Here is a 21,473-nt window from a genome sequence, read left to right on the forward strand (position 1 = left end):
CCGTCGGCACCCGGTTCCGGCCCCGGGCAGCAGATCACCCGGACGGCGGGTTTGAACCCCGGACCGCGGCCTACGGACCACGGTCACAGTTCCGGATCACGGTCACAGTTCGACGCCACGCGCCCGAAGCCACCGCACCGGGTCGACGGCCGAACCGAAGTTCGCCGTCGTACGGACCTCGAAGTGCAGATGCGGCCCGGTGGAGTTCCCGGTGGTCCCGGTCAGCCCGATCCACTCGCCCGCGCGGACCTGCCGTCCCGGGGTCATGAGGGGCGCCGACAGATGCGCGTACTGCGAGTACCAGCCGCCGTCGTGCCGGATGACCACGCTGATCCCGAACGATCCCCCGCACCCCGTGGCGACCACCGTCCCGCCGCCCACCGCCCGGACGGGAGTGCCGGTGGGGACGGCGAAGTCCTGCCCGGTGTGCCCGTTGGCCCAGTGGGCGCCGGTGCCGCCGAAACCCGCCGTGAGCTCGTAGGAGACCAGGGGACGCGTCCAGCCGCTCCGTGAGACCTCCGGGGGGCGGTTGGCGGCGTCCTGGGCGTCCTCCTGCTCGCTCTGCAGCCCGTCGAGGTCGACGGGCGTGCAGCGGCCGCTGCGGATGGCCATGTCCGCCATGGTGTTCAGCTCGGTCCGGGCCTTCGCCAGTCGCTCCTCCATGGCGGCCTTCTCCACCCGCAGCCGGGCGGCCTCCTCGTTGAGGGCCTGCAGGGAGGCCGTCGTCGACAGCCGGTCCGCCGTCAGCGCGCGGCTCCTGCCGTCGGCCTCGATGAGCATCCGCGCGAGCCTCTCGCGCCGGTCGGTCTCCTGGTACTGGAGCTCCAGCAGCTCCAGGGGCTCCTCGGCGAGCGCGGCGCTGCCCGGGGCGGTGAAGCCCCCGGTCCGGTACTGCGCCCGGGCCACGGCCCCCGCGTCCCGGCGCAGGGCGACGGTGAAGAACCGCTGGCCCGCCCACTGCCGGGTGAGCCACTCGTCCCGGGCCCGCTGGTCCTTCGCGGCGCGCACCCGGAGCTCGTAGCGCTGCCGGAGCCGCCCGGCCTCCCGTGCCAGCCGGACGACCTCCGTGCCGACGCGCACCAGCCGCTCGGGGGCGTGGACGGCGGAGGACGGCTCGGCGGCGACAAGCGGGAGGGTCAGCACGCAGAGCGCGCACAGCGCCGCACCCTTGTGCGCCCACCCGTACGAACCGCTCGAACGACTCGAACGGCGAGTGCGACATGTGCGATATGAACGCAGCAGCATGCTCGCGATCTTCACTGGCGTACCGCCCGGGCGCGCCCGCGGAAGACCGTTCGGAGGAACTCAGCCACCCACAGGGCCGCAGGCGGCGTCCTACAGGGGCGCTTCCCACACCACCCGCGTACCGCCCCCGTCCTCGCCCAGACCGGGCCCGTACGAGCTGGACCCGCCCAGCGACTCGGCGCGCTTGGCGAGGTTGCGCAGCCCGCTGCGGCGGCCGCCCTCCGGGATGCCCACCCCGTCGTCGGAGACGGTCAGCCGGACTCCTTCCCGGCCGTCCGGCAAGGTGATCGTGGCGTCGACCAGCACCTCGATGCGGGACGCCCGGGCGTGCCGGAAGGCGTTGGAGAGCGCCTCCCGCAGCGCGGCGATGAGGTTCTTGCCGGTGAGCTCGCCGACCTTCGCGTCGACCGGGCCGACGAAGTTCGCGGAGGGCTGGAAGCCGAGCGGCACGGCCGCCGTGCCCAGCTCGCGCAGTACGCGCGTCCGCAGCCCGGCGGGTGCCTCTGTGGGCTCCTGCTGCAGCGCGAAGATGGCCGTGCGGATCTCCTGGATGGTCACGTCGAGCTCGTCGACGGCCTGTCCGACCTTCTTGCGCACCTCGGTCTCGGCGGCGAGCCGCTGGGCGCCCTCCAGCAGCAGCCCGGTGGCGAACAGCCGCTGGATGACCAGATCGTGCAGATCGCGGGCGATCCGGTCGCGGTCCTCGTAGACGGCCAGCCGCTCCCGGTCCCGCTGGGCCTCGGCCAGAACGAGCGCGAGGGCGGCCTGCGCGGCGAACTGGGTGGCCAGGACGCGCTCGGTGGCCGTGTACTTGCGGGCGCCGCGCCGCCGGGGGATGGCGAGCGTGCCGAGCACCCGGTCGCCGCTCTTGAGCGGCAGCAGCATGCTCGGGCCGAACCGCGGGGCGACCTCCGTGATCATGCGCGGGTCGGTGGCCGAGTCGTCGACGAACACCGGCTCCCCGGCGAGGAGCTGGGAGACGACCGGGCTGTGCGGCGGTATCACCGTCCCCAGGAGGCCGGCGGGGTCCTCGGCGGAGACGGCGACCATCTCCAGCCCGCCCTCGCCGTCCGGCAGCAGCACGATGCCGGCGGACGAATCCGCGAGTCTGCGCGCCTGTTCGGCGACGACCGCGAGCGCGTCCTCGGCGTCACTGCCCGACAGCAGGGCCGTCGTCACCGCGACCGAACCGTCGATCCAGCGCATGCGCTGGCCGCGCTCCTCGTGCACGCGCGCGTTGCCGATCGCGATGCCCGCCTCGGTCGCCAGGATCTTCACCATGTGCAGGTCCGCGACGCCGAACTCACCGCCGTCGCGCTTCTCGGTGAGGTAGAGGTTGCCGAAGATCTCGCCCCCGACCCGGATCGGCACCCCCAGGGCGTGCCTGCCGTCGGGAAAGGCCGCGACGCGCTCGTACTCGTCCTCGGCGACCCCGTACGTGACGAAGTCCGACATCCCCTCGCCGCCGGCGTCGAGCACGCCGATGGCGGCGCACCGGGCGTCGGCGAGTTCGGCGGCGGTCCGGCAGATGCGGTCGAGCGTGGTGTGGAGCTCCATGCCGGTGCCGACCGAGCGCATGGCCTCCAGCAGTTGCGGCACGCGCCCGGTGAGCGCCGTGGACAGGCCCTGGAGGCTGCGGGTGGCCTCCGTGGCGACCTCCAGCGAGTCCATCGGCCCCCGGTCGGGCACGCCGTCCCGCGGGTTCCGGTCCCGCGGGTCCCGGTCCTGCGGGTCGGAGGGGTGCGCCGTCGCTGCCATGGGGCCGAGCCTAATAAGCACCAATTGCCGGGGAAAGCGCCGTGAGGCTGGTGTCCGCCGCCGCTTCCCGTGCCAGCGCCCGGCGGAACGGCCCGGGCGCCGACGCGAGCTCTTCGTACGCCCCTCGTTGCACCACGCGCCCCCGCTCCAGCACGACTATCTCGTCGACGGCCGCCAACCCCGCGAGCCTGTGCGTGATCAGCACGGTCGTCCGGCCTTCCGTGGCCGTCAACAGGTCGGCCGTCAGGGCGTCGGCGGTCGCCAGGTCGAGGTGCTCGGCGGGCTCGTCCAGCACCAGGACCGGGAAGTCCGCCAGCAGAGCCCGGGCGAGGGCCAGCCGCTGTCGCTGGCCTCCGGACATCCGCGCGCCGTGCTCGCCCACCGGCGTGTCCAGCCCCTGGGGAAGACCGTCCACCCACTCCAGGAGCCGCGCCGCCCGCAGCGCCTCGCGGAGCTCCCCGTCGTCCGCGCCGGGCCGCGCGAGCCGCAGGTTCTCACGGACCGAGCTGTCGAAGATGTGGGCGTCCTGCTCGCACATGCCCACGAGCCGCCGCACCGCGTCCCCGTCCGTCCCCGCCGCCTCCTGGCCGCCGAGGGTGTACGAGCCTGCCTCCGCGTCCAGGAAGCGCAGCAGCACCCGCGCGAGCGTGGTCTTGCCCGAACCGGACTCCCCGACCACGGCGACCCGGCGGCCCGCCGTGAGCTCCAGCTCGAAGCCGTCCAGGGCCGGCACGGACTGCCCCGGATGGCGTGCCGTCAGCCCCGTCACGCGCAGCGGGAACGGCGACTCCGGCGCCGCCCCCGAACCGTCCCGTACGGGCGCGGGCGCGTCCAGCACCTCGTACACCCGCTCCGCCGAGCGCCGGACGCGCTGGCGGTACTGCACCGCGAGCGGCAGCCCCGCGACCGCTTCGAACGCCGCCAGCGGCGTGAGCACCACCACGGCCAGCCACACCCCGCCGAGCCGGCCCTCGTGCACGGCGTTCACTCCCGCCCACGCCGAGGCGGCCACGGTCAGCCCACAGGCCAGGGCCGACAGGCCGGAGCCGAGGGCCGTCGCGGCGGAGGCCCGGCGGGCGATCCGGGTGAGCGCGGCGTCGGCGCTCCGCAGCCGCTCCAGCCGACCGGGCAGGGCACCGGCGACCGTCAGCTCGGCGGTGCCGTTCAGCACCTCGACCACATGGGTGGACAACTCCCCGCGCGCGGGCGCCAGCCGGCGCTCCGCGCGCCGGGCGACCGCCCCGGACAGCGCGGCCGCGACCGGCCCGGCCACCAGCAGCCCCACCGCCAGCGCCACCCCGGCCTCCGGCAGCAGCCACGCGGTGAACCCGACCGAAACGACGCCGACGAGCACGGCCGCGCCGAGCGGCAGCAGCCAGCGCAGGAAGTAGTCCTGCAACGCGTCCACGTCGGCGACCAGCCGCGAGAGCAGGTCACCGCGCCGGGTGTCCCGCAGCCCCGCCGGAGCCAGCCGCTCCAGCCGTCGGTAAACCGACACGCGCAGCTCCGCGAGGACGCGCAGGGCGGCGTCGTGGGAGACCAGCCGCTCGGCGTAGCGGAAGACGGAACGGCCGATGCCGAAGGCTCTCGTGGCCGTGACGGCCACCATCAGGTACAGGACGGGGGGTTGCTCCGAGGCGCGGGAGATCAGCCATCCGGAGACGGCCATCAGGCCGACGGCACTGCCCAGGGCGAGGGCGCCCAGCCCTAGCGCCAGGGCGAACCGGGCCGTGTACGGGCGTCCGGCCGCGCGGATGCGGGTCAGAACCCCCGCGCTTCGCGCGGGGTCATGCCCACCCGCCCGCCCATTACCCGGAACCGTGTCGACGTCTGCGGGGGCCACCGGCTCGTAGTCCCGTTCCCGCTGAACGGTCGATCGGGCCGCCACGGACTGCGGCGCCTCCAGCCGCACCACCCGGTCCGCCACCGACAGCAGGGCCGGGCGGTGGACGACGAGGACGACCGTGCGTCCGGCGGACAGCCGTCGTACCGCCTCGACCACCGCCGCCTCGGTCCCGCCGTCCAGCGCCGCCGTGGGCTCGTCGAGCAGCAGTACCGGCCGGTCGGCCAGGAACGCCCGGGCGAGCGCGAGGCGTTGCCGCTGCCCGGCGGACAGCCCGCTCCCGTCCTCGCCGAGGCGAGTGTCAGTGCCCTGCGGCAACATGGAGACGAACTCGAGCGCCCCGGCCGCGCGCAGTGCCTCCCGCACCTGTGCGTCCGTGGCGCCGGGCCGGGCCAGCCGGACGTTCTCGGCGATCGTCCCGGCGAAGAGATGGGGTCGTTGCGGGACCCAGGCCACCTGGTCCCGCCAGCTTTCGGGGGAGAGCGATGCCAGATCCGCGTTACCGACGAACACCCGCCCGCTCGTGGGTCGTTCGAGGCCGAGCAGCACGTTCAGCAGGGTGGTCTTGCCGACTCCGCTGGGCCCGGTCACCGCGACCGTCTCCCCGGGCCGCACCTCGAACGAGGTCTCGGCCAGCGAGGGCGTGCCGCGTCCCGCGTGCCGCACCACGAGCCGGTCCACCGTGAGCGCCGCGCCACGGGCGTCGGGGGCCAGGAGGGTGCCGGCGGGTGCCGGTTCGGTCTCCAGCACGGCGAAGACCTCGTCCGCGGCCGCCAGGCCCTCCGCCGCCGCGTGGTACTGCGCGCCCACCTGCCGCAGCGGCAGATAGGCCTCCGGGGCCAGGACGAGCACCATCAGCCCGGTGTAGAGGTCGAGTTCGCCGTGGACGAGCCGCATGCCGATGCCGACCGCGACGAGCGCCACGGACAGGGTGGACAGCAGTTCCAGCGCGAAGGAGGAGAGGAAGGCGAGCCGCAGGGTGCGCAGGGTGGCCCGCCGGTAGTCGGCGGTGATCGCGCGGATGGATTCGGCCTGCGCCTTGGCCCGGCCGAACACCTTGAGCGTGGGCAACCCCGCGACGACGTCCAGGAAGTGGCCGGACAGCCGGGACAGCAGCCGCCACTGCTTGTCCATCCGGCCCTGGGTGGCCCAGCCGATCAGGGCCATGAAGAGGGGGATGAGAGGGAGCGTGAGGACGATGACGAGCGCCGACACCCAGTCGGCGGAGACGATCCGGGCGAGGACGGCCACGGGCACGACGGCCGCGAGACCCAACTGGGGGAGGTAGCGGGCGAAGTAGCCGTCCAGCGCGTCGATTCCGCGCGTGGCGAGGGTGGTCAGCTCGCCGGTGTTCCGGGCGCCGGGGCCGAGCCTGGTCGCGTGTTCGAGCAGCCGGGTCCGCAGGGCGGACTTGACCGCCGCGCTCGCGCGGTGCGCGGCCAGTTCGGTGAGCCAGGCCACCGCCGCCCGGCCGAGGGAGACGGCGGCCAGCAGCGCCAGCGGCAGCCCCAGATCACGGGCCGTGAGCCCGCGCTGGAAGGCCCCGGTCACCACCTCGGCGACGAGCATCGCCTGGGCGATGACCAGGCCCGCCCCGGCCAGCCCGAGCACGACGGACGCGGCCAGGAACAAACGGGTCGCGGCGGCGTACCGCAGCAGCCGGGGGTCGACGGGCTTCATGGCGCGCCCCGCCTCAGTGCGCGGCCGGGATGTGCTGGGTGCCGATCCGCTTGCGGAACACCCAGTACGTCCACGCCTGGTAGCCCACGATCACGGGGGTCATGAAGCCCGCGACCCACGTCATGATCCGCAGCGTGTACGGGCTGGAGGAGGCGTCGCTCACGGTCAGGCTCCACGCCGGGTCGGACGAGGAGGGCATGACGTCCGGGAAGAGCGCGAGGAAGACCATCGCGAAGACGGCCACGACCGTCACCCCGGACAGGGCGAACGCCCAGCCCTCCCGGCCCGTCCGGTTGAGGGCCAGGGCCGCGAGCAGCGCCACCACCGCGACGACCGCGGCGGGCAGGCTGCGCCCGTTGCCGGACTCGGCCTGCGTCCAGGCCAGGAAGGCCGCCGCGAGCGCCGCGGCGGCCAGGCCGTAGCGGGCGGCGTGGGCCCGGGCGCGGTGCCGGATGTCGCCGACGGTCTTGAGCGCGGCGAAGACCGCACCGTGGAAGGTGAACAGCACCAGCGTGAACAGGCCGCCGAGCAGGGCGTACGGGCTCAGCAGGTCGAGCACGCCGCCGGTGAAGTTCTTGTCCGGGCCGATCGGCACCCCGCGCACCATGTTGGCGAAGGCGACGCCCCAGAGGAAGGCGGGCAGCAGCGAGCACCAGAAGATCGCGTTCTCCCAGTTGCGCTGCCAGCGCTCCTCGTTGCGCTTGTGGCGGTACTCGAAGGCGACGCCGCGCACGATCAGGCAGAGGAGCACGGCCAGCAGGGGCAGGTAGAAGCCGCTGAAGAGGGTGGCGTACCAGTCGGGGAAGGCGGCGAAGGTCGCGCCGGCCGCGGTGATCAGCCAGACCTCGTTGCCGTCCCAGACGGGGCCGATCGTGTTGATCAGCACCCGTCGTTCGGTGCGGTCCTTGGCCAGCGTCTTGGTGAGGACGCCGATGCCGAAGTCGAAGCCTTCGAGGAAGAAGTAGCCGATCCACAGGACGGCGATCAGCAGGAACCAGAAGTCGTGGAGGTGCATGGTCGGGTTCTCCGTTCCACCGCGCGCGTCGGTACGCGAAGGTCACGCGTCAGTAGGCGAAAGGCACGCGTCAGTACGCGAAGGTCATCGGCTTGTCGGCGTCCTCGGGCAGCTCCGCGCCCCGGTCACCGCCCGGCATCCGCAGCCGGGGGTCCTTCGTCGGCGGCTTCTCGTCCGTGTCGGGCCCGGCCGAGCCGTACTTGACCAGCAGCTTCACCTCGACCACCGCGAGGATCGCGTAGAGCGCGGTGAAGACGGTCATCGAGGTGATCACCTCGCCCTGGCTCACCCCGGGCGAGACGGCGTTGCCGGTCTTCATCAGCCCGTAGACGCCCCAGGGCTGGCGGCCCATCTCGGTGAAGATCCAGCCGAAGGAGTTGGCGATGAGCGGGAAGCCCATGGTCAGGATGCCGATGCGCCAGGACCACTTGGTGAAGAAGGGGCTCATCTCGCGCGTCCGCGTGAGCATCAGGCGCGGGATCTCGTCCTCCCCGACCCGGTACTCGGGCGCGAGCCAAAGCTTTCTGCGGGTCGTCCACAGCCCGATGAGCGCGGCCACGAAGGAGGTCATCCCAAAGCCGATCATGAGGCGGAAGCCCCAGAAGGTCATGAAGATGCTGGGGATGTAGTCCTTCGGCTGCCCGCCGTAGCGCGCGGCCTCCTGCGCGGCGATGTCGTTGATGCCGGGGACGGGGTCGGAGAAGTTGCTGTGGGAGAGGAAGGACAGCAGGCCGGGGATCTCTATCTCGACGCTGTTGTGCCCCTTGCTGACGTCGCCGACCGCGAAGACCGAGAAGGGCGCCGGCGCCTGGGTGTCCCACAGGGCCTCGGCGGCGGCCATCTTCATCGGCTGCTGCTCGAACATCACCTTGCCCAGCGAGTCACCGCTGAGCGCCGTGCCCAGCCCGGCGATCACCGCGATCACCAGACCGACGCGCAGCGAGGCGAGCATCGCCGGCAGCTGCTTGCGCTGCTTCTCGCCGAGTTCCTCGCCCTTGAGCTGCTTGCGCTTGGCGCGCCACAGGTGGAAGGAGGCGACGCCGACGACGAACGCGGCGCCGGTGAGGAAGGCGGCGGTGAGGGTGTGGAAGACGACGACCAGCGTGGTGTTCTGCGTGAGCACGGCCCAGATGTCCGTGAGCTGCGCCTTGCCGGTCGCCTTGTCGATGCGGTAACCGACCGGGTGCTGCATCCAGGAGTTGGCGGCCAGGATGAAGTAGGAGGAGAGGATCGTGCCGACGGCGACGATCCAGATGCACGCGCAGTGGATCTTCTTGGGCAGCTTGTCCCAGCCGAAGATCCACAGGCCGATGAAGGTGGACTCGAAGAAGAAGGCCAGCAGCGCCTCCATCGCGAGCGGCGCCCCGAAGACATCCCCGACGAAGCGCGAGTAGTCGGACCAGTTCATCCCGAACTGGAACTCCTGGACGAGGCCGGTGACCACGCCCATCGCGATGTTGATCAGGAAGAGCTTTCCCCAGAACTTCGTGGCGTGGAAGTACTTCTCCTTGTCCGTACGGACCCAGGCCGTCTGGAGGCCGGCCGTGATCGCGGCAAGGCTGATCGTGAGCGGTACGAAGAGGAAGTGGTAGACGGTCGTGATGCCGAATTGCCACCGCGCGAGCGTCTCCGGAGCCAGAGCCAGATTCACCGGGGTCTCTCCTTGCCTCTTGCGTCGTCGGCAACGCGTGCCGCCGACGTTATGCCCGTGTATGCCCCAGTTAAAGCAGGACATAAAGACAGAGCTTGTGAACGCGTTCACATTCACAAGCATTATGGCGCACCCGCTTTTCGGACAAACAAGGGGGGTACCCCCTTCGGCCCTAGCGCCGAACGGGGTACCCCGGTCCCGGATGGCGGGCGTGCGCCCGCCACCGGCTACAGCTCCTTGCGGAACTCCTCGGCCACCCGCAGGAAGATGTCGTTCGCCTCGGTCTCGCCGATCGTCACGCGCACGCCGTCGCCCTGGAACGGCCGGACGACCACGCCCGCCCGGTCGCACGCGGCGGCGAAGTCCAGGGCCCGGTCCCCCAGCGGCAGCCAGACGAAGTTGGCCTGCGAGACCGGCAGCGTCCAGCCCTGCCCGGCCAGCGCCTCGACCACCCGCGCCCGTTCGGCCACCAGCGCGTCCACGCGCTCGCGCAGCGCCTCCTCGCTCCGCAGCGAGGCGACGGCCGCGTCCTGGGCCACCTGGCTCACGCCGAACGGCACCGCCGTCTTGCGGAGCGCCGCCGCCACCGGCTCGTGCGCGATCGCGAAGCCGATGCGGAGCCCGGCGAGCCCGTAGGCCTTGGAGAAGGTCCGCAGCACACAGACGTTCGGCCGGTCACGGTAGAGGTCGATGCCGTTGGGGACGTCCTCGTCCCGGATGAACTCGATGTAGGCCTCGTCCAGGACGATCAGCACATCACCGGGGACCCGGTCCAGGAAGGACTCCAGCTCGGCGCGGCCCACGACGGTGCCAGTGGGGTTGTTGGGGTTGCAGACGAAGATCAGCCGGGTCCGCTCGGTGATCGCGGCGAGCATCGCCTCCAGGTCGTGCGCCGCGTCCTCGGTCAGCGGCACCTCGACCGGGGTGGCCCCGGCGATCCGGGTGATGATCGGGTACGCCTCGAAGGAGCGCCAGGCGTAGATGACCTCATCACCGGGGCCCGCCGTCGACTGGACCAATTGCTGAGCCACCCCGACCGAGCCGGTGCCGGTCGCCAGGTGCGAGAGCGGCACGCCGAAGCGCTCGGCGAGCTCGGCCATCAGCCCGGCACAGGCCATGTCCGGGTAGCGGTTGAGGGTGGAGGCGGCCGCGACAGCGCTTTCCAGCACTCCCGGGAGCGGCGGATAGGGATTCTCGTTGGAGGAGAGCTTGTAGGCGACGGGGCCGCCGGGGGCCGCCGGCTTGCCCGGCTTGTAGGTCGGCACGGCCTCGAGCGCGGCGCGCAGCTTCGGGGTCTTCTCGGTCACCGCGGGTCCTCCTCCACCTCTGACGGGACACCCCGGCGGGACGCCCCCGCGGGGCACCCCTGACGGGAGTCCTGTGGGAATCCTGATCGGAATACTGCACACCTTATGAGGATTGCCCCGGGCGGCGTCCATAGTTGTCGGAGCGCTCCTCTACCTGTCACGCGCCGTGGCGGGCGCCCTGGCGCGCATCCCTCGTGAAGGTGAGTTGAGACCTCACCGAGACCTGGACCATTCATGAGGCGTGGATATGCCACAGCCCGATGGCCCACCACAAAAGCGCTCAACGGCCTCTGTTTCCATGATCATTGGAGGAAATCGCCAGAGCAGAAACGTGCCTGTCAACAGTCAAATGCGGTGCCCTGCCAAAGGACCAACCGAGCCCTACTATCGGCCTGCCATGACAGCAGCAGGGAAGCACCAGGTGAGCCGGGCCGAGACATCCCGCCGGGCCAGCCGGCAAGGACGGGCGGGCATCCGGGACGTGGCCGCCGCCGCCGGCGTCTCGATCACGACCGTCTCCGACGCGCTCAACGGCAAGGGCCGGCTCCCGGACGCGACCCGCCGCCATGTCCGCGAAGTCGCCGACCGGCTGGGCTACCGCCCGTCGGCGGCGGCCCGCACCCTCCGTACCGGCAAGTCGGGGCTGATCGGCCTGACCGTGACCACCTACGGGGATGAACCTTTCACCTTCACCGAGTTCGCCTACTTCGCCGAGATGGCCAGGGCCGCCACCTCCGCCGCCCTCGCCCGCGGCTACGCCCTGGTCATCCTCCCCGCCACCTCCCGGCACGACGTGTGGTCCAACGTCGCCCTGGACGGCACGGTCGTGGTGGACCCCTCCGACCACGACCCCGTCGTCTCCGACCTGGTCCGCCAGGGCATCCCCGTGGTCTCCGACGGCCGCCCCGCGGGCTCCCTGCCGGTGACCGCCTGGGTCGACAACGACCACGAGGCGGCCGTGCTCGGCATCCTCGACCACCTGGCCGACGCCGGGGCCCGCCGGATCGGCCTGCTCACCGGCACCACCACGGACACCTACACCCGGCTCTCCACCACCGCCTACCTGCGCTGGTGCGAGCGGGTCGGCCAGGACCCGGTCTACGAGGAGTACCCCGCCCACGACCCGTGCGCGGGCGCCGTCGCCGCCGACCGGCTGCTGGCCCGGCCCGACCGGCCGGACGCCGTCTACGGGCTGTTCGACCCCAACGGCACCGACCTCCTCGCCGCCGCCCGCCGCTACGGCCTGCGCGTCCCGGACGACCTGCTGATCGTCTGCTGCAGCGAGTCCACCGTCTACGCGACCACCGAACCGCCGATCACCACGCTCTCGCTCAAGCCCCGGCGCATCGGCACCGCCGTCGTCCAACTGCTGATCGACGCGATCGAGGGGCTCGACACGGGCCGGCCGGTGGAACAGGTGATACCCACCGAACTGATCGTCCGGACCTCCTCCGAACGGCGCCCGCCGCGCACCACCATCAGCGCGCCCCGCGGCCCCGCCACCCCCTGACCCTCCGCACCCCGCCCGACGCGCGTCAACCGGAAGTGGACCCCGTGTCCGGCGCACGGGCAGTGGGTCATCCGCCCCGGGGAGCCGCCCGGGGGCCGCCTGACCGGCGCTTACGGCACATTTAACGGCTCATTTGGGGAGAAATGACCGGCGATCCCGGCCTCCCGCCCCGATTCACGGCCCCTGGTGCGTCACAAGGCGCGACGGTCATTCCTATGATGGGCGCACGACACCACGGACCGCCGTCGACCAGGCAAGGTCCACAAGGTGCACGGCGGCGCGATGGTGGAGGGGTCGATGACTCAGGGGGCCGGTCAGGGAGCGGCACGGACCACGGCGGCTATGCCGCCCTTCCTCGGGGAAGCCACACCCGCGCCCGGCTACACCCATGCCGCGCCCCCGCCCGTACAGCCCGCCCACGAGTACCCGGAGTACCCCGAGGGCTACACCCCGACCGCCCGTGACCTGCCGGTCATCGGCGGGCCCGCCGCGCCCCAGGACGTGCCCACCGTGGAGCTGACCCCGCTCTCCGCCCCGCAGCCGCAGCAGCAGCCCCTGCCGTCGGGGCCCGGCCCGCTGTACGTCGTCGGCGACGTGCACGGCTATCTCGACGAGCTCCACCACGCGCTCTTCGAGCAGGGCCTCATCGACGAGCACGGCCACTGGGCCGCGGGCAACGCCCGGCTGTGGTTCCTCGGCGACTTCACCGACCGGGGCCCGGACGGCGTCGGCGTGATCGACCTGGTCATGCGGCTGTCCGCCGAGGCGGCCGCCGCCGGCGGCTACTGCAAGGCCCTCATGGGCAACCACGAGCTGCTGCTGATCGGCGCCAAGCGGTTCGCCGACACCCCGGTGAACTCGGGCGCCGGCACCGCGTCCTTCCAGGCCGCCTGGCTGCTCAACGGCGGCCAGCGCTCCGACATGGAGCGCCTGGAGGACCACCACCTGCAGTGGATGTCGCGCCTGGACGCGATCGCCGAGGAGGACGGGCACCTGCTCGTCCACTCCGACACGACCGCCTATCTGGAGTACGGCGACTCCATCGAGGCCGTCAACGACGCGATCACCGAAGCCCTCCAGCGGAACGACCCCGACGAATGCTGGGATCTCTTCCGCAAATTCACCAAGCGCTTCGCCTTCCGCGACGAGGAAGCGGGCCCCCTGGCCGTACGCGAGCTGCTCCACGCCTACGGCGGCAGCCGTATCGTGCACGGCCACAGCCCCATCCCCTACCTCCTCGGCGAAGTCGGCACCGAGGACGCGGACGGTGACGAGGGCGCGCCCCGCGTGGACGGCCCGCACCTCTACGCCGACGGGCTCGCGCTCGCCATGGACGGCGGCGTCACCATGGCCGGAAAGCTGCTGGTCGTACAACTTCCCCTGGCGGGCTGAGGGTTCAGCGGGGCGGCGCACGGGCAGGTGAGGAGTTCCACCGACGCGGGGTAATTCGGGAAACCGACTGTCACCACGCGCCGGTGCGGCTCTACCATCGGCTTATCCGTAGCAGGCTCTCCTCCGTTTCCGCCCACCGTCGGCACCGGCCGGCAAGAGGGCCCTACGGAGCATCGGGGGATGCACATGAACAGCGCTCCGCACCTGCTGACCGAGGACCGCCCGGAATTCGAGCGAGTTCTCGACCAGGCGTTGCGTACCGCGAACCATGACCCACAGATCAGCGCCCTGGCCGCCGCGATAGGACAGCGCCTCAATACCGAACAGTTGCGCAGTATGGCCCTCAGCGCCATGACGGCCATCTCCGCCTGCGCGATGACGGAATATCAGGACTTCGTCAGGGCGCGGGAGGAACAGCGCGCCTGGTCGGCCACCGCCAGGCCGCCGGCGGGCGAGGACGACGACCCCACGGGCGCGCCGTCCCCCTCCCTCTCCCCCGCGGACGTCCCCGAGGACCCGGGAGCGGGCGCCGGCGCGGTCGTCGTCGTGCTCGCCCCCGTCCTGGCGGGGATCGCCGCCTTCCTCTTCCTGCTCATCGGCTACGTCCTGCGGACGGTCGGGTCGAACGGCGCCGTCGCCGACCCGATCATCAAGATCGGCTGGTGGTTCGGCGGTTTCACCGTCGCCGCGGTGCTCATCGCCAGCTCCGGCATGCTGGTCACGGCCGTGCGCAACGGCAGGCAGACGGAGGAGACGCCGCGGCACGACGGTCTTCCCGACGGCTACGACCAGCTCTCGCAGGAGACCGAGCGGGCCCGTGAGGCCTGGCGGCAGGCGCTGCTGGACCGGGGCATCCTGCCGTTCCTCCGGGAGTCGCTGGCCAACACCCCGGCGGCCCAACGCCGCCCGCCCTCCCCCAGAAACCGCACCAGTCCCGGCCGCACCCCCCAGCTCGGCTACTCCCGCCCCGGCTTCTCGAGCCCCGACGACGGCCGGTCCTCCCCCACCCGGACGGGCTTCACCAGCCCGGACTACACGGGCCCCGAGTTCGGCGGCCCGGCCCCCCGCCAGGCCCCCCGGAAGGACTGACGACGGTGGTGCGCGACAGGGCGTCGCGCACCACCGTGAAAGCGGCCCGGAGGGCCCTGTGCGGGCGGCTCCGTCGGCTACTCGGCGATCGGGAGATACACCCGGTTGCCGGCGGCGCGGTACGCCCGAAGGCTTACCGAGCGTGGAGACGGTCCGGGCCATGGTGGACACGGACCCCACCCTCAACTGCGTGGTCTGCTACGCCCGCATCTCGTTCGACGGCCGTGTCAGGGATGCTCACGGCGTCGAGGACCAGCACCGGCACATGACCGGCGATGCCGCGAAGTTCAATTGGCTGGTCGTTTATCAGAGCAAAGAGGAAGTCGTCCGCGACGATTTCGAACAGTGACTCGTCGACCTCGCGAAGGGCACCACAACCGAGGGATACCCGATCCACGTCGACGATTCGAACGGGATCCAGGACCTCTCTGCGGAGGGCTTCGTGGCCAAGGGGCTGGCCGACGTGGCCTGGAAAGGCCGTCGCGGCATGGCGACCATTCGGGTGGAGGACGACAGGGCCACCCTTCGTCCGAAGGAGGCCGCCGTCCGGTGTTGATGGAACAGCACCAGGTGCGGAACGGCAGCCCAGTGGGGAGGTCCATCCGGCGACCAGTAGGCTCCGCATGCTCGAATCGCTCTTGCCCGTGGAAGACACCTCGGGCGCTATGAAAGAGGCACCATGGCGACAGCCGCAGCCCACGCGGCCCCGGAGCGGATACCGGACGCGGTTGCGTCCCTCGCCGCCGCCCAGGGACTGGGGTGGCACCGGGAGACTTTCTTCCCCAAGCGCCTCGGCGCCGGCCGGACAGCCGGGATGGTCTTCTTCGCACTCCTCGGCCTGGCGTGCTTCGTCCTGCCCGGCCTGTTCTTCGTCTGGCTCCTTCTCCAGGCCCCCAACTTCTCCCGCAAGCAGGCGGCAAAGCGCATCCACCTGTTCGAGCACGGCCTGATCGTCGCCGACCATAGCGGTCCGGTCAGCGCCTTCCGCTGGGACTCGATGACGGTGCTCCAGCAGATCACCAGGCGGTACGCCAACGGCGTCTATGTCGGGACCACCTACCTGTATACGCTGTTCAAGCCGGACGGTTCCACGATCAAGCTGACCAACTTCTACGCCGATCCAGACCGCTGGGGCAGTGCTATCCAACACGAGGTCACCCGGGCCCAACTGCCCAACGTGATCGCCACGCTGGAACGGGGCGCCGCCATTCAGTTCGGCGACATCGCGATGACCATGGGCGGGATCGCCACCGTCAAGCGTGGTGCCGTGCAGTGGAGCGAGATCCAGAAGATCGAAGTCAAGAACGGCGTCGTCTTCCTGGCGAAGGCCGGCAAATTGCTGTCGTGGTCGAACACCCCGGTAGCGAAGATCCCCAATTTCTTCCTGTTCCTCACGGTCGTCGACCAACTCTGTGCCGGTCACCGGCTCAGGAGGAACTGACACGCAACCCGGGATAGCCCGACCTCTGACTCGACAGCCCCGCAGTCTGTTCGGCACTCCTCCGCAAATTTCTGCGGAGGAGCACTAGGTCCCGGGCCGTAGCGAAGCAGCGGAGCGAACGCTGTACGACGACAGCGCCCGCTCCGCGCACCCGAGACTTCCGGATGCCTACTCGGCCATCGGCAGGTAGACCCTGTTGCCCGCAGCCGCGAACTCCTTGGACTTCTGGAGCATCCCGGCCTCAACCTCCTCGGAAGAGGCCGATTCGTCCGCATCGGCACCGAATCGTTCTGTGATGCTTCTGCTGATTTTCATCGAACAGAACTTCGGACCGCACATCGAGCAGAAGTGCGCGGTCTTCGCCGGCTCCGCCGGAAGCGTCTCGTCGTGGAAGGCGCGGGCGGTGTCCGGGTCGAGGGCCAGATTGAACTGGTCCTCCCAGCGGAATTCGAAACGCGCGTCGGAGAGCGCGTCGTCCCACTCCTGGGCGCCCGGGTGGCCCTTGGCCAGATCCGCCGCATGTGCCGCAATCTTGTAGGTGATCACACCGGTCTTGACGTCGTCGCGGTCCGGCAGGCCCAGGTGCTCCTTGGGCGTGACGTAGCAGAGCATCGCCGTGCCCCACCAGGCGATCATCGCCGCGCCGATGCCCGAGGTGATGTGGTCGTACGCGGGCGCGACGTCCGTGGTCAGGGGGCCGAGCGTGTAGAACGGGGCCTCCTCGCAGATGTCCTGCTGGAGGTCGATGTTCTCCTTGATCTTGTGCATCGGGACATGGCCCGGGCCCTCGATCATGGTCTGGACGTTGTGCCGCTTGGCGATCCGGTTGAGCTCGCCGAGGGTCTTGAGCTCGGCGAACTGGGCCTCGTCGTTCGCGTCCGCGATCGAACCGGGGCGCAGGCCGTCACCGAGGGAGTAGGTGACGTCGTACGCGGCGAGGATCTCGCAGAGCTCCTCGAAGTTCTCGTAGAGGAACGACTCCTTGTGGTGCGCCAGGCACCACGCGGCCATGATCGAGCCGCCGCGCGAGACGATGCCGGTCTTGCGGCGGGCGGTCAGCGGGACGTAGCGGAGCAGGACGCCGGCGTGGACGGTCATGTAGTCGACGCCCTGTTCGGCCTGCTCGATGACCGTGTCCTTGTAGATCTCCCAGGTCAGCTCCTCGGCCTTGCCGTCGACCTTCTCCAGGGCCTGGTAGAGCGGCACGGTGCCGATGGGCACGGGGGAGTTGCGCAGCACCCACTCACGGGTGGTGTGGATGTTGCGGCCGGTGGAGAGGTCCATGACCGTGTCGGCGCCCCAGCGGGTCGCCCAGGTCATCTTCTCCACCTCCTCCTCGATGGAGGAGGTGACGGCGGAGTTGCCGATGTTGGCGTTCACCTTGACCAGGAACTTCTTGCCGATGATCATCGGCTCGATCTCCGGGTGGTTCACGTTCGCCGGGAGGACGGCCCGGCCGGCCGCGATCTCCTCGCGGACCGTCTCGGGGGAGACGTTCTCGCGGAGGGCGACGTACTCCATCTCGGAGGTGATCTCGCCCCGGCGCGCGTAGGCCAGCTGGGTCACCGCCGCGCCGCCGCGGCCTCGGCGCGGCTGGCGGGGGCGGCCGGGGAAGACCGCGTCGAGGTTCTTCAGGCCTCCTCGGGGGGACGTGTGCTTGATGCCGTCGTCCTCCGGGCGCATGGGGCGCCCCGCGTACTCCTCGGTGTCGCCGCGGGCGATGATCCAGTTCTCCCGCAGCGGGAGGAGACCGCGCCGGACGTCCGTCTCGACGGCCGGGTCGGTGTACGGGCCGGACGTGTCGTACAGCCGCACGTCCTGCCCGTTGGTGAGGTGAACCCGCCGCACCGGAACCCTGAGGTCCGGCCGCGAGCCGGTCACGTAGTCCTTGTGCCAGCCGATCTCCCGGCCGGTCGCGGACGTGCGTGCATCCTGCGTGGTCATATGACCGTAACTCCCTACGCCGGCATTACCCGGTAACAGGTTCGGCGGTCGACGCAGCGGCTTCCGTACGTGCTCCCGTACGAAGGTCAGCGCCCTCTCAGCCCGGTGCTCCGAGCTCCCGCGATTGCAAAGGTGGCACCACGCTAGCGCCTCCGTCGACCGGAGGGCCAGTGGGGCTTGCGATGATGCGGCGGTGACCCCCACCGAGCCCACACCCCACGCCCCCCACTCGCATGCGCAGGCCCAACCGCACGGACATTCCCACGGGCACTCCCCTGGACATTCCCATGGGCACTCCCACAGCCACGGGCCCGCGACGCCCGTTTCGGCACACCTCCGCAAGGTGATCGCGGCGGTACTCGTCCCCTTCACGGTGGCGGTGCTGGCCGGGCTGATAGTCCTCTGGCCGGGCGGCGCGCCGCCGCATCAGCACACCGGTGTCGGCCTCGACCAGCAGTTGCGGTCGGGGCAGGTGACGAAGATCGAGAAATTCGACTGCCCGAAGGGCGGCGGGCTGCCGGGCGCGCCGCAGCAGGGACCCTCGCCCGCCCCGGCGCCCGCGCAGGGCACCTGCGAGAAGGCCACCATCGAGGTGACCGAGGGCCCGGACAAGGGCAGGACCTTCACCGAGATCGTCCAGCCGAGCGCGTCGCGCCGCTACGACGTGGGCCAGAAGGTGGTTCTCGCCTACGCGCCGAAGGCGCCGGAGAACCTGCGCTATTCGGTCACGGACGTGGACCGCGACTTCCCGATGGCCCTGCTCGCGGGGGTGTTCGCGCTCGCGGTCGTGGTCGTGGGCCGGTTGCGCGGCGTCTTCGCGCTGGTGGCCCTGGTGATCAGTTTCGGGGTCCTGACAATGTTCATCCTCCCGGCGATCCTCCAGGGCTCGAATCCCCTGCTGGTCGCCGTGATCGGCGGCAGCGCGATCATGCTGATCGCGCTCTACATGTGCCACGGGCTCAACGCGCGCACCTCCGTGGCGGTGCTGGGCACGCTGACCTCCCTGCTGGTCATCGGGCTGCTCGGATCGGTGTTCATCGACTGGGCCCATCTGACGGGCAACACCGACGACCAGACGGGACTGGTGCACGGCCTCTACCCGCAGATCGAGATCCGGGGCCTGCTGCTCGCCGGCATCATCATCGGCTCGCTGGGTGTGCTCGACGACGTCACGGTCACCCAGACCTCGGCGGTATGGGAGCTGAAGGAAGCCAACCCGTCGGCCAATTGGCGGAAACTCTACGGTTCCGCGATGCGCATCGGGCGGGACCACATCGCCTCGGTCGTGAACACGCTGGTCATGGCGTACGCGGGCGCGTCCCTGCCGCTGCTGCTGCTGTTCTCGATCGCGGACAGCGGCGTGGGCACGGTGGCCACCAGCGAGATCGTCGCGGAGGAGATCGTCCGGACGCTGGTGGGCAGCATCGGCCTGGTGGCCTCGGTGCCGGTGACGACCCTCCTCGCCGCGCTCGTTGTCAGTGCCGACCGGCATGATGGAGGAGGCAAGGGGCGGGCCAGGGCCCGGGGCGGCAGGCGCCGCCGCGCGAAGTAACGGGAAGGCGGGGGGGCTTCCAGTGGTCGGTGAGCTGGGCAGAGTGACGGGGACGGTCGGCCCCGGGCTGGTCGGCGAGGTGATCGTGCGGGTCCGGGGCGGCGCCGAGGCCTTCCTGGCCTACGCCGCCGAGCCGGGCGAGCGCATCGAGCGGGGGACGGTCGTGATGGTCACGGAATATCAACCGCCGCGCACCGTCTATGTGACGTCCGTCTACACCTGATTTCGGAGTCGCGGGCGGGGTATCAGCGTCTTCACCCGGCTCTGCCGGGTCGCACACTTCGTGAACGTACGGCCCGCAGTGGGTCGTAAAGGGGGAGGGACGCATGGTCGTTGGCGTCGTGGCGGGGGCTGTCCTCGTCGCGGTCATCATCCTGGTCGGGCTGTTCAAGCTCATGTGGCGGGTCGCGGAGCCCAATGAGGCCCTGATCATCTCCGGTTCCAGGCACCGCACGGAGGGCCTGGGGGACGGGCTGGGATTCCGGATAGTCACGGGGCGGGGGACGTTCGTGCTGCCGGGGGTGCAGGCGGTACGCAAGTTGTCCCTCGACCTCAACGAGGCGGATCTCAACGTGGATTGCGTCACCAAACAGGGCATTCCACTGAAGGTGCACGGCGTGGTGATCTTCAAGGTGGGCGATGACTTCGTCTCGATCGCCAACGCCGCCCGCCGCTTCCTCGACCAGCAGAAACACATGCCCGAGCGGGTGCACAACGTCTTCGCCGGCCATCTGCGCTCGATCGTCGGCGGGTTGACCGTGGAGGACATGATCCGCGACCGGGAACGGCTGACGGGTGAGACCCGGGCCGCCTCGGGCACGGAGATGGAGAAGCTGGGCCTGATCATCGACTCCCTCCAGATCCATGAGATCCAGGACCCCACGGGCTACATCCAGAACCTCTCGGCGCCGCACGCCGCCGCCGTGCGCCGGGACGCCCGGATCGCCCAGGCGGAGGCGGACCGGCTGGCCACCGAGGCCGAGCAGCAGGCCGCCGCACGGATGTCGGAGGCCCAGCGCGACAGCGAGATCCTCCAGGCCGGATATCAGGCCGAGCGGGACAGCGCTGCCGCGAAGGCGCGACAGGCGGGCCCGCTGGCGGAGGCCGCCGCGCGCCAGGAGGTCGTCGTCCAGGAGACGCGGGTCGCGGAGCTGGACGCCATGCGCCGGGAGCAGCAGCTCCAGGCCGATGTGCGCAAGCCCGCGGACGCGGCGGCGTACGAGAAGCGGACGCTCGCGGAGGCCGAGCGCGACGCCCGGATCTCGGCGGCCGAGGCCCAGGCCAAGGAGACGGAGCTCGCCGCGGCGGCCGAGGCGACGCGCGTGAAGGCGGCGGCGGGGGCCGAGGCGGAGGCCACCAGGACGCGCGGTGACGCCGCCGCCGCGGCGACCCGTGCCACCGGTGAGGCCGAGGCCGCCGCCGCGCAGGCCAAGGGTCTGGCGGCGGCCGAGGCGGCCAGGGCCCAGGGGCTCGCCGACGCCGAGGCGCTCAAGGCCCGGGCGGCGGCCCTCGCGGAGAACCAGGACGCGGTGGTCGCGCAGCAACTCGCCGAGAAGTGGCCCGAGATCGTCCAGGCGGGCGCTCAGGCGTTCGGAAACGTGGACCACATGGTGCTGCTGAACGGGGCGGACGGCATGTCCGACCTGTTCGCGAAGGCGCTGACGATGGGAGGTACGGGTCTGGGGCTCGCCCGGCAGCTGCTCGCGGCCATGGGCACGAACGACGGAGCCGGCTCGGGCACGAGCGCGGGCACCGGCACGGGCATGGGCACGGTGGGGAACGGTGGCCTGGTCGGCGGCGCCGGAACGTCCGGTGGTGCGGGTGGCGCCGGTGGGGCTGTCGGTGGAGCTGTCGGGGTGACGGTCGCTGGTTCGGACGCGCACGGCGGTACGGCCGGCGTGACCGCGGACGCGGCGGCGGACGGCGGCACGGGGCCGCGGGCGCGGGTCCCGGCGTTCGCCCCGCAGGGTCGGGGGGCGGCACCGCGCGCCGAGCGGGTACCGATCGAGGAGGACGGCGGTACGCCCGGGACGGGCGGCGGCGCAC

General features: G+C 71.3%; 14 protein-coding genes and 1 pseudogene. 8 read left to right on the top strand and 7 right to left on the bottom strand.

Features of this window, described 5'->3' with window-relative positions; all coding sequences use genetic code 11:
• Positions 1-102 precede the first annotated feature (102 nt).
• The 6 genes from IE096_RS25035 to hisC all read right to left on the bottom strand — a co-directional run bounded on the left by IE096_RS25035 (position 103) and on the right by hisC (position 10,499).
• A complete protein-coding gene (locus tag IE096_RS25035; RefSeq protein WP_189455452.1) occupies positions 103-1,143 on the bottom strand; it encodes a M23 family metallopeptidase in 1,041 nt (346 codons plus the stop codon).
• Between the two features lie 192 nt (positions 1,144-1,335).
• On the bottom strand, positions 1,336-2,916 hold the full coding sequence (locus tag IE096_RS25040) for a GAF domain-containing protein (RefSeq protein WP_189455816.1): 1,581 nt from the start codon (positions 2,914-2,916) through the stop codon (positions 1,336-1,338).
• A gap of 97 nt (positions 2,917-3,013) precedes the next feature.
• On the bottom strand, positions 3,014-6,526 hold the full coding sequence (gene cydD, locus IE096_RS25045) for a thiol reductant ABC exporter subunit CydD (protein ID WP_189455453.1): 3,513 nt from the start codon (positions 6,524-6,526) through the stop codon (positions 3,014-3,016).
• Positions 6,527-6,539: 13 nt separating this feature from the next.
• On the bottom strand, positions 6,540-7,541 hold the full coding sequence (gene cydB / locus IE096_RS25050) for a cytochrome d ubiquinol oxidase subunit II (RefSeq protein WP_189455455.1): 1,002 nt from the start codon (positions 7,539-7,541) through the stop codon (positions 6,540-6,542).
• A gap of 70 nt (positions 7,542-7,611) precedes the next feature.
• A complete protein-coding gene (locus IE096_RS25055) occupies positions 7,612-9,192 on the bottom strand; it encodes a cytochrome ubiquinol oxidase subunit I (protein WP_189455457.1) in 1,581 nt (526 codons plus the stop codon).
• A gap of 227 nt (positions 9,193-9,419) precedes the next feature.
• Complete coding sequence (gene hisC, locus IE096_RS25060) at positions 9,420-10,499, bottom strand: histidinol-phosphate transaminase (RefSeq protein WP_189455459.1); 1,080 nt, start codon at positions 10,497-10,499, stop codon at positions 9,420-9,422.
• Positions 10,500-10,896: 397 nt separating this feature from the next.
• On the opposite strand from hisC, the gene IE096_RS25065 reads away from it, so the two are divergent.
• The 5 genes from IE096_RS25065 (at position 10,897) to IE096_RS25085 (ending at position 15,931) form a co-directional block, all read left to right on the top strand.
• Positions 10,897-12,009: a LacI family DNA-binding transcriptional regulator gene (locus IE096_RS25065; protein ID WP_189455461.1), complete on the top strand. Its 1,113-nt coding sequence runs from the start codon at positions 10,897-10,899 to the stop codon at positions 12,007-12,009.
• 282 nt (positions 12,010-12,291) lie between these two features.
• Positions 12,292-13,401: a metallophosphoesterase gene (locus IE096_RS25070; RefSeq protein ID WP_189455463.1), complete on the top strand. Its 1,110-nt coding sequence runs from the start codon at positions 12,292-12,294 to the stop codon at positions 13,399-13,401.
• A gap of 186 nt (positions 13,402-13,587) precedes the next feature.
• Positions 13,588-14,490: a hypothetical protein gene (locus IE096_RS25075; protein WP_308430376.1), complete on the top strand. Its 903-nt coding sequence runs from the start codon at positions 13,588-13,590 to the stop codon at positions 14,488-14,490.
• A gap of 160 nt (positions 14,491-14,650) precedes the next feature.
• Positions 14,651-14,839: a hypothetical protein gene (locus IE096_RS31610; protein WP_229820599.1), complete on the top strand. Its 189-nt coding sequence runs from the start codon at positions 14,651-14,653 to the stop codon at positions 14,837-14,839.
• Positions 14,840-15,169: 330 nt separating this feature from the next.
• The gene (locus IE096_RS25085) at positions 15,170-15,931 is read left to right on the top strand and encodes a DUF6585 family protein (RefSeq protein ID WP_189455467.1); all 762 of its coding nucleotides are present in this window, start codon (positions 15,170-15,172) and stop codon (positions 15,929-15,931) included.
• A 168-nt stretch (positions 15,932-16,099) separates the two neighbouring features.
• Here the strand turns inward: IE096_RS25085 and thiC are convergent, their stop codons facing one another.
• A complete protein-coding gene (thiC, locus tag IE096_RS25090) occupies positions 16,100-17,875 on the bottom strand; it encodes a phosphomethylpyrimidine synthase ThiC (protein ID WP_189455469.1) in 1,776 nt (591 codons plus the stop codon).
• Positions 17,876-18,068: 193 nt separating this feature from the next.
• Between thiC and IE096_RS25095 the strand changes: the two genes are divergently transcribed.
• The 3 genes and pseudogenes from IE096_RS25095 to IE096_RS25105 form a co-directional block, all read left to right on the top strand.
• Positions 18,069-19,427, top strand: a complete 1,359-nt coding sequence (locus IE096_RS25095) for a YibE/F family protein (RefSeq protein WP_189455470.1) — start codon at positions 18,069-18,071, stop codon at positions 19,425-19,427.
• Positions 19,428-19,449: 22 nt separating this feature from the next.
• Complete coding sequence (locus IE096_RS25100; protein WP_189455472.1) at positions 19,450-19,650, top strand: NfeD C-terminal domain-containing protein; 201 nt, start codon at positions 19,450-19,452, stop codon at positions 19,648-19,650.
• A 103-nt stretch (positions 19,651-19,753) separates the two neighbouring features.
• Positions 19,754-21,187: pseudogene (locus tag IE096_RS25105) on the top strand (SPFH domain-containing protein); the annotation flags it as partial.
• Positions 21,188-21,473: the final 286 nt, after the last annotated feature.

Origin of the sequence: Streptomyces abikoensis (assembly GCF_014648775.1) — a bacterium.
In the GTDB taxonomy this organism is placed as follows: Bacteria; Actinomycetota; Actinomycetes; order Streptomycetales; family Streptomycetaceae; genus Streptomyces; species Streptomyces abikoensis.

Bases quoted from the DNA above. Each gene is read 5' to 3' on its own strand.
- IE096_RS25040 (WP_189455816.1), bottom strand. From the start codon at position 2,916: ATGGACTCGCTGGAGGTCGCCACGGAGGCCACCCGCAGCCTCCAGGGC.
- cydD (WP_189455453.1), bottom strand. From the start codon at position 6,526: ATGAAGCCCGTCGACCCCCGGCTGCTGCGGTACGCCGCCGCGACCCGT.
- cydB (WP_189455455.1), bottom strand. From the start codon at position 7,541: ATGCACCTCCACGACTTCTGGTTCCTGCTGATCGCCGTCCTGTGGATC.
- IE096_RS25065 (WP_189455461.1), top strand. From the start codon at position 10,897: ATGACAGCAGCAGGGAAGCACCAGGTGAGCCGGGCCGAGACATCCCGC.
- IE096_RS25070 (WP_189455463.1), top strand. From the start codon at position 12,292: ATGGTGGAGGGGTCGATGACTCAGGGGGCCGGTCAGGGAGCGGCACGG.
- IE096_RS25075 (WP_308430376.1), top strand. From the start codon at position 13,588: ATGAACAGCGCTCCGCACCTGCTGACCGAGGACCGCCCGGAATTCGAG.
- IE096_RS31610 (WP_229820599.1), top strand. From the start codon at position 14,651: ATGGTGGACACGGACCCCACCCTCAACTGCGTGGTCTGCTACGCCCGC.
- IE096_RS25085 (WP_189455467.1), top strand. From the start codon at position 15,170: ATGGCGACAGCCGCAGCCCACGCGGCCCCGGAGCGGATACCGGACGCG.
- thiC (WP_189455469.1), bottom strand. From the start codon at position 17,875: ATGACCACGCAGGATGCACGCACGTCCGCGACCGGCCGGGAGATCGGC.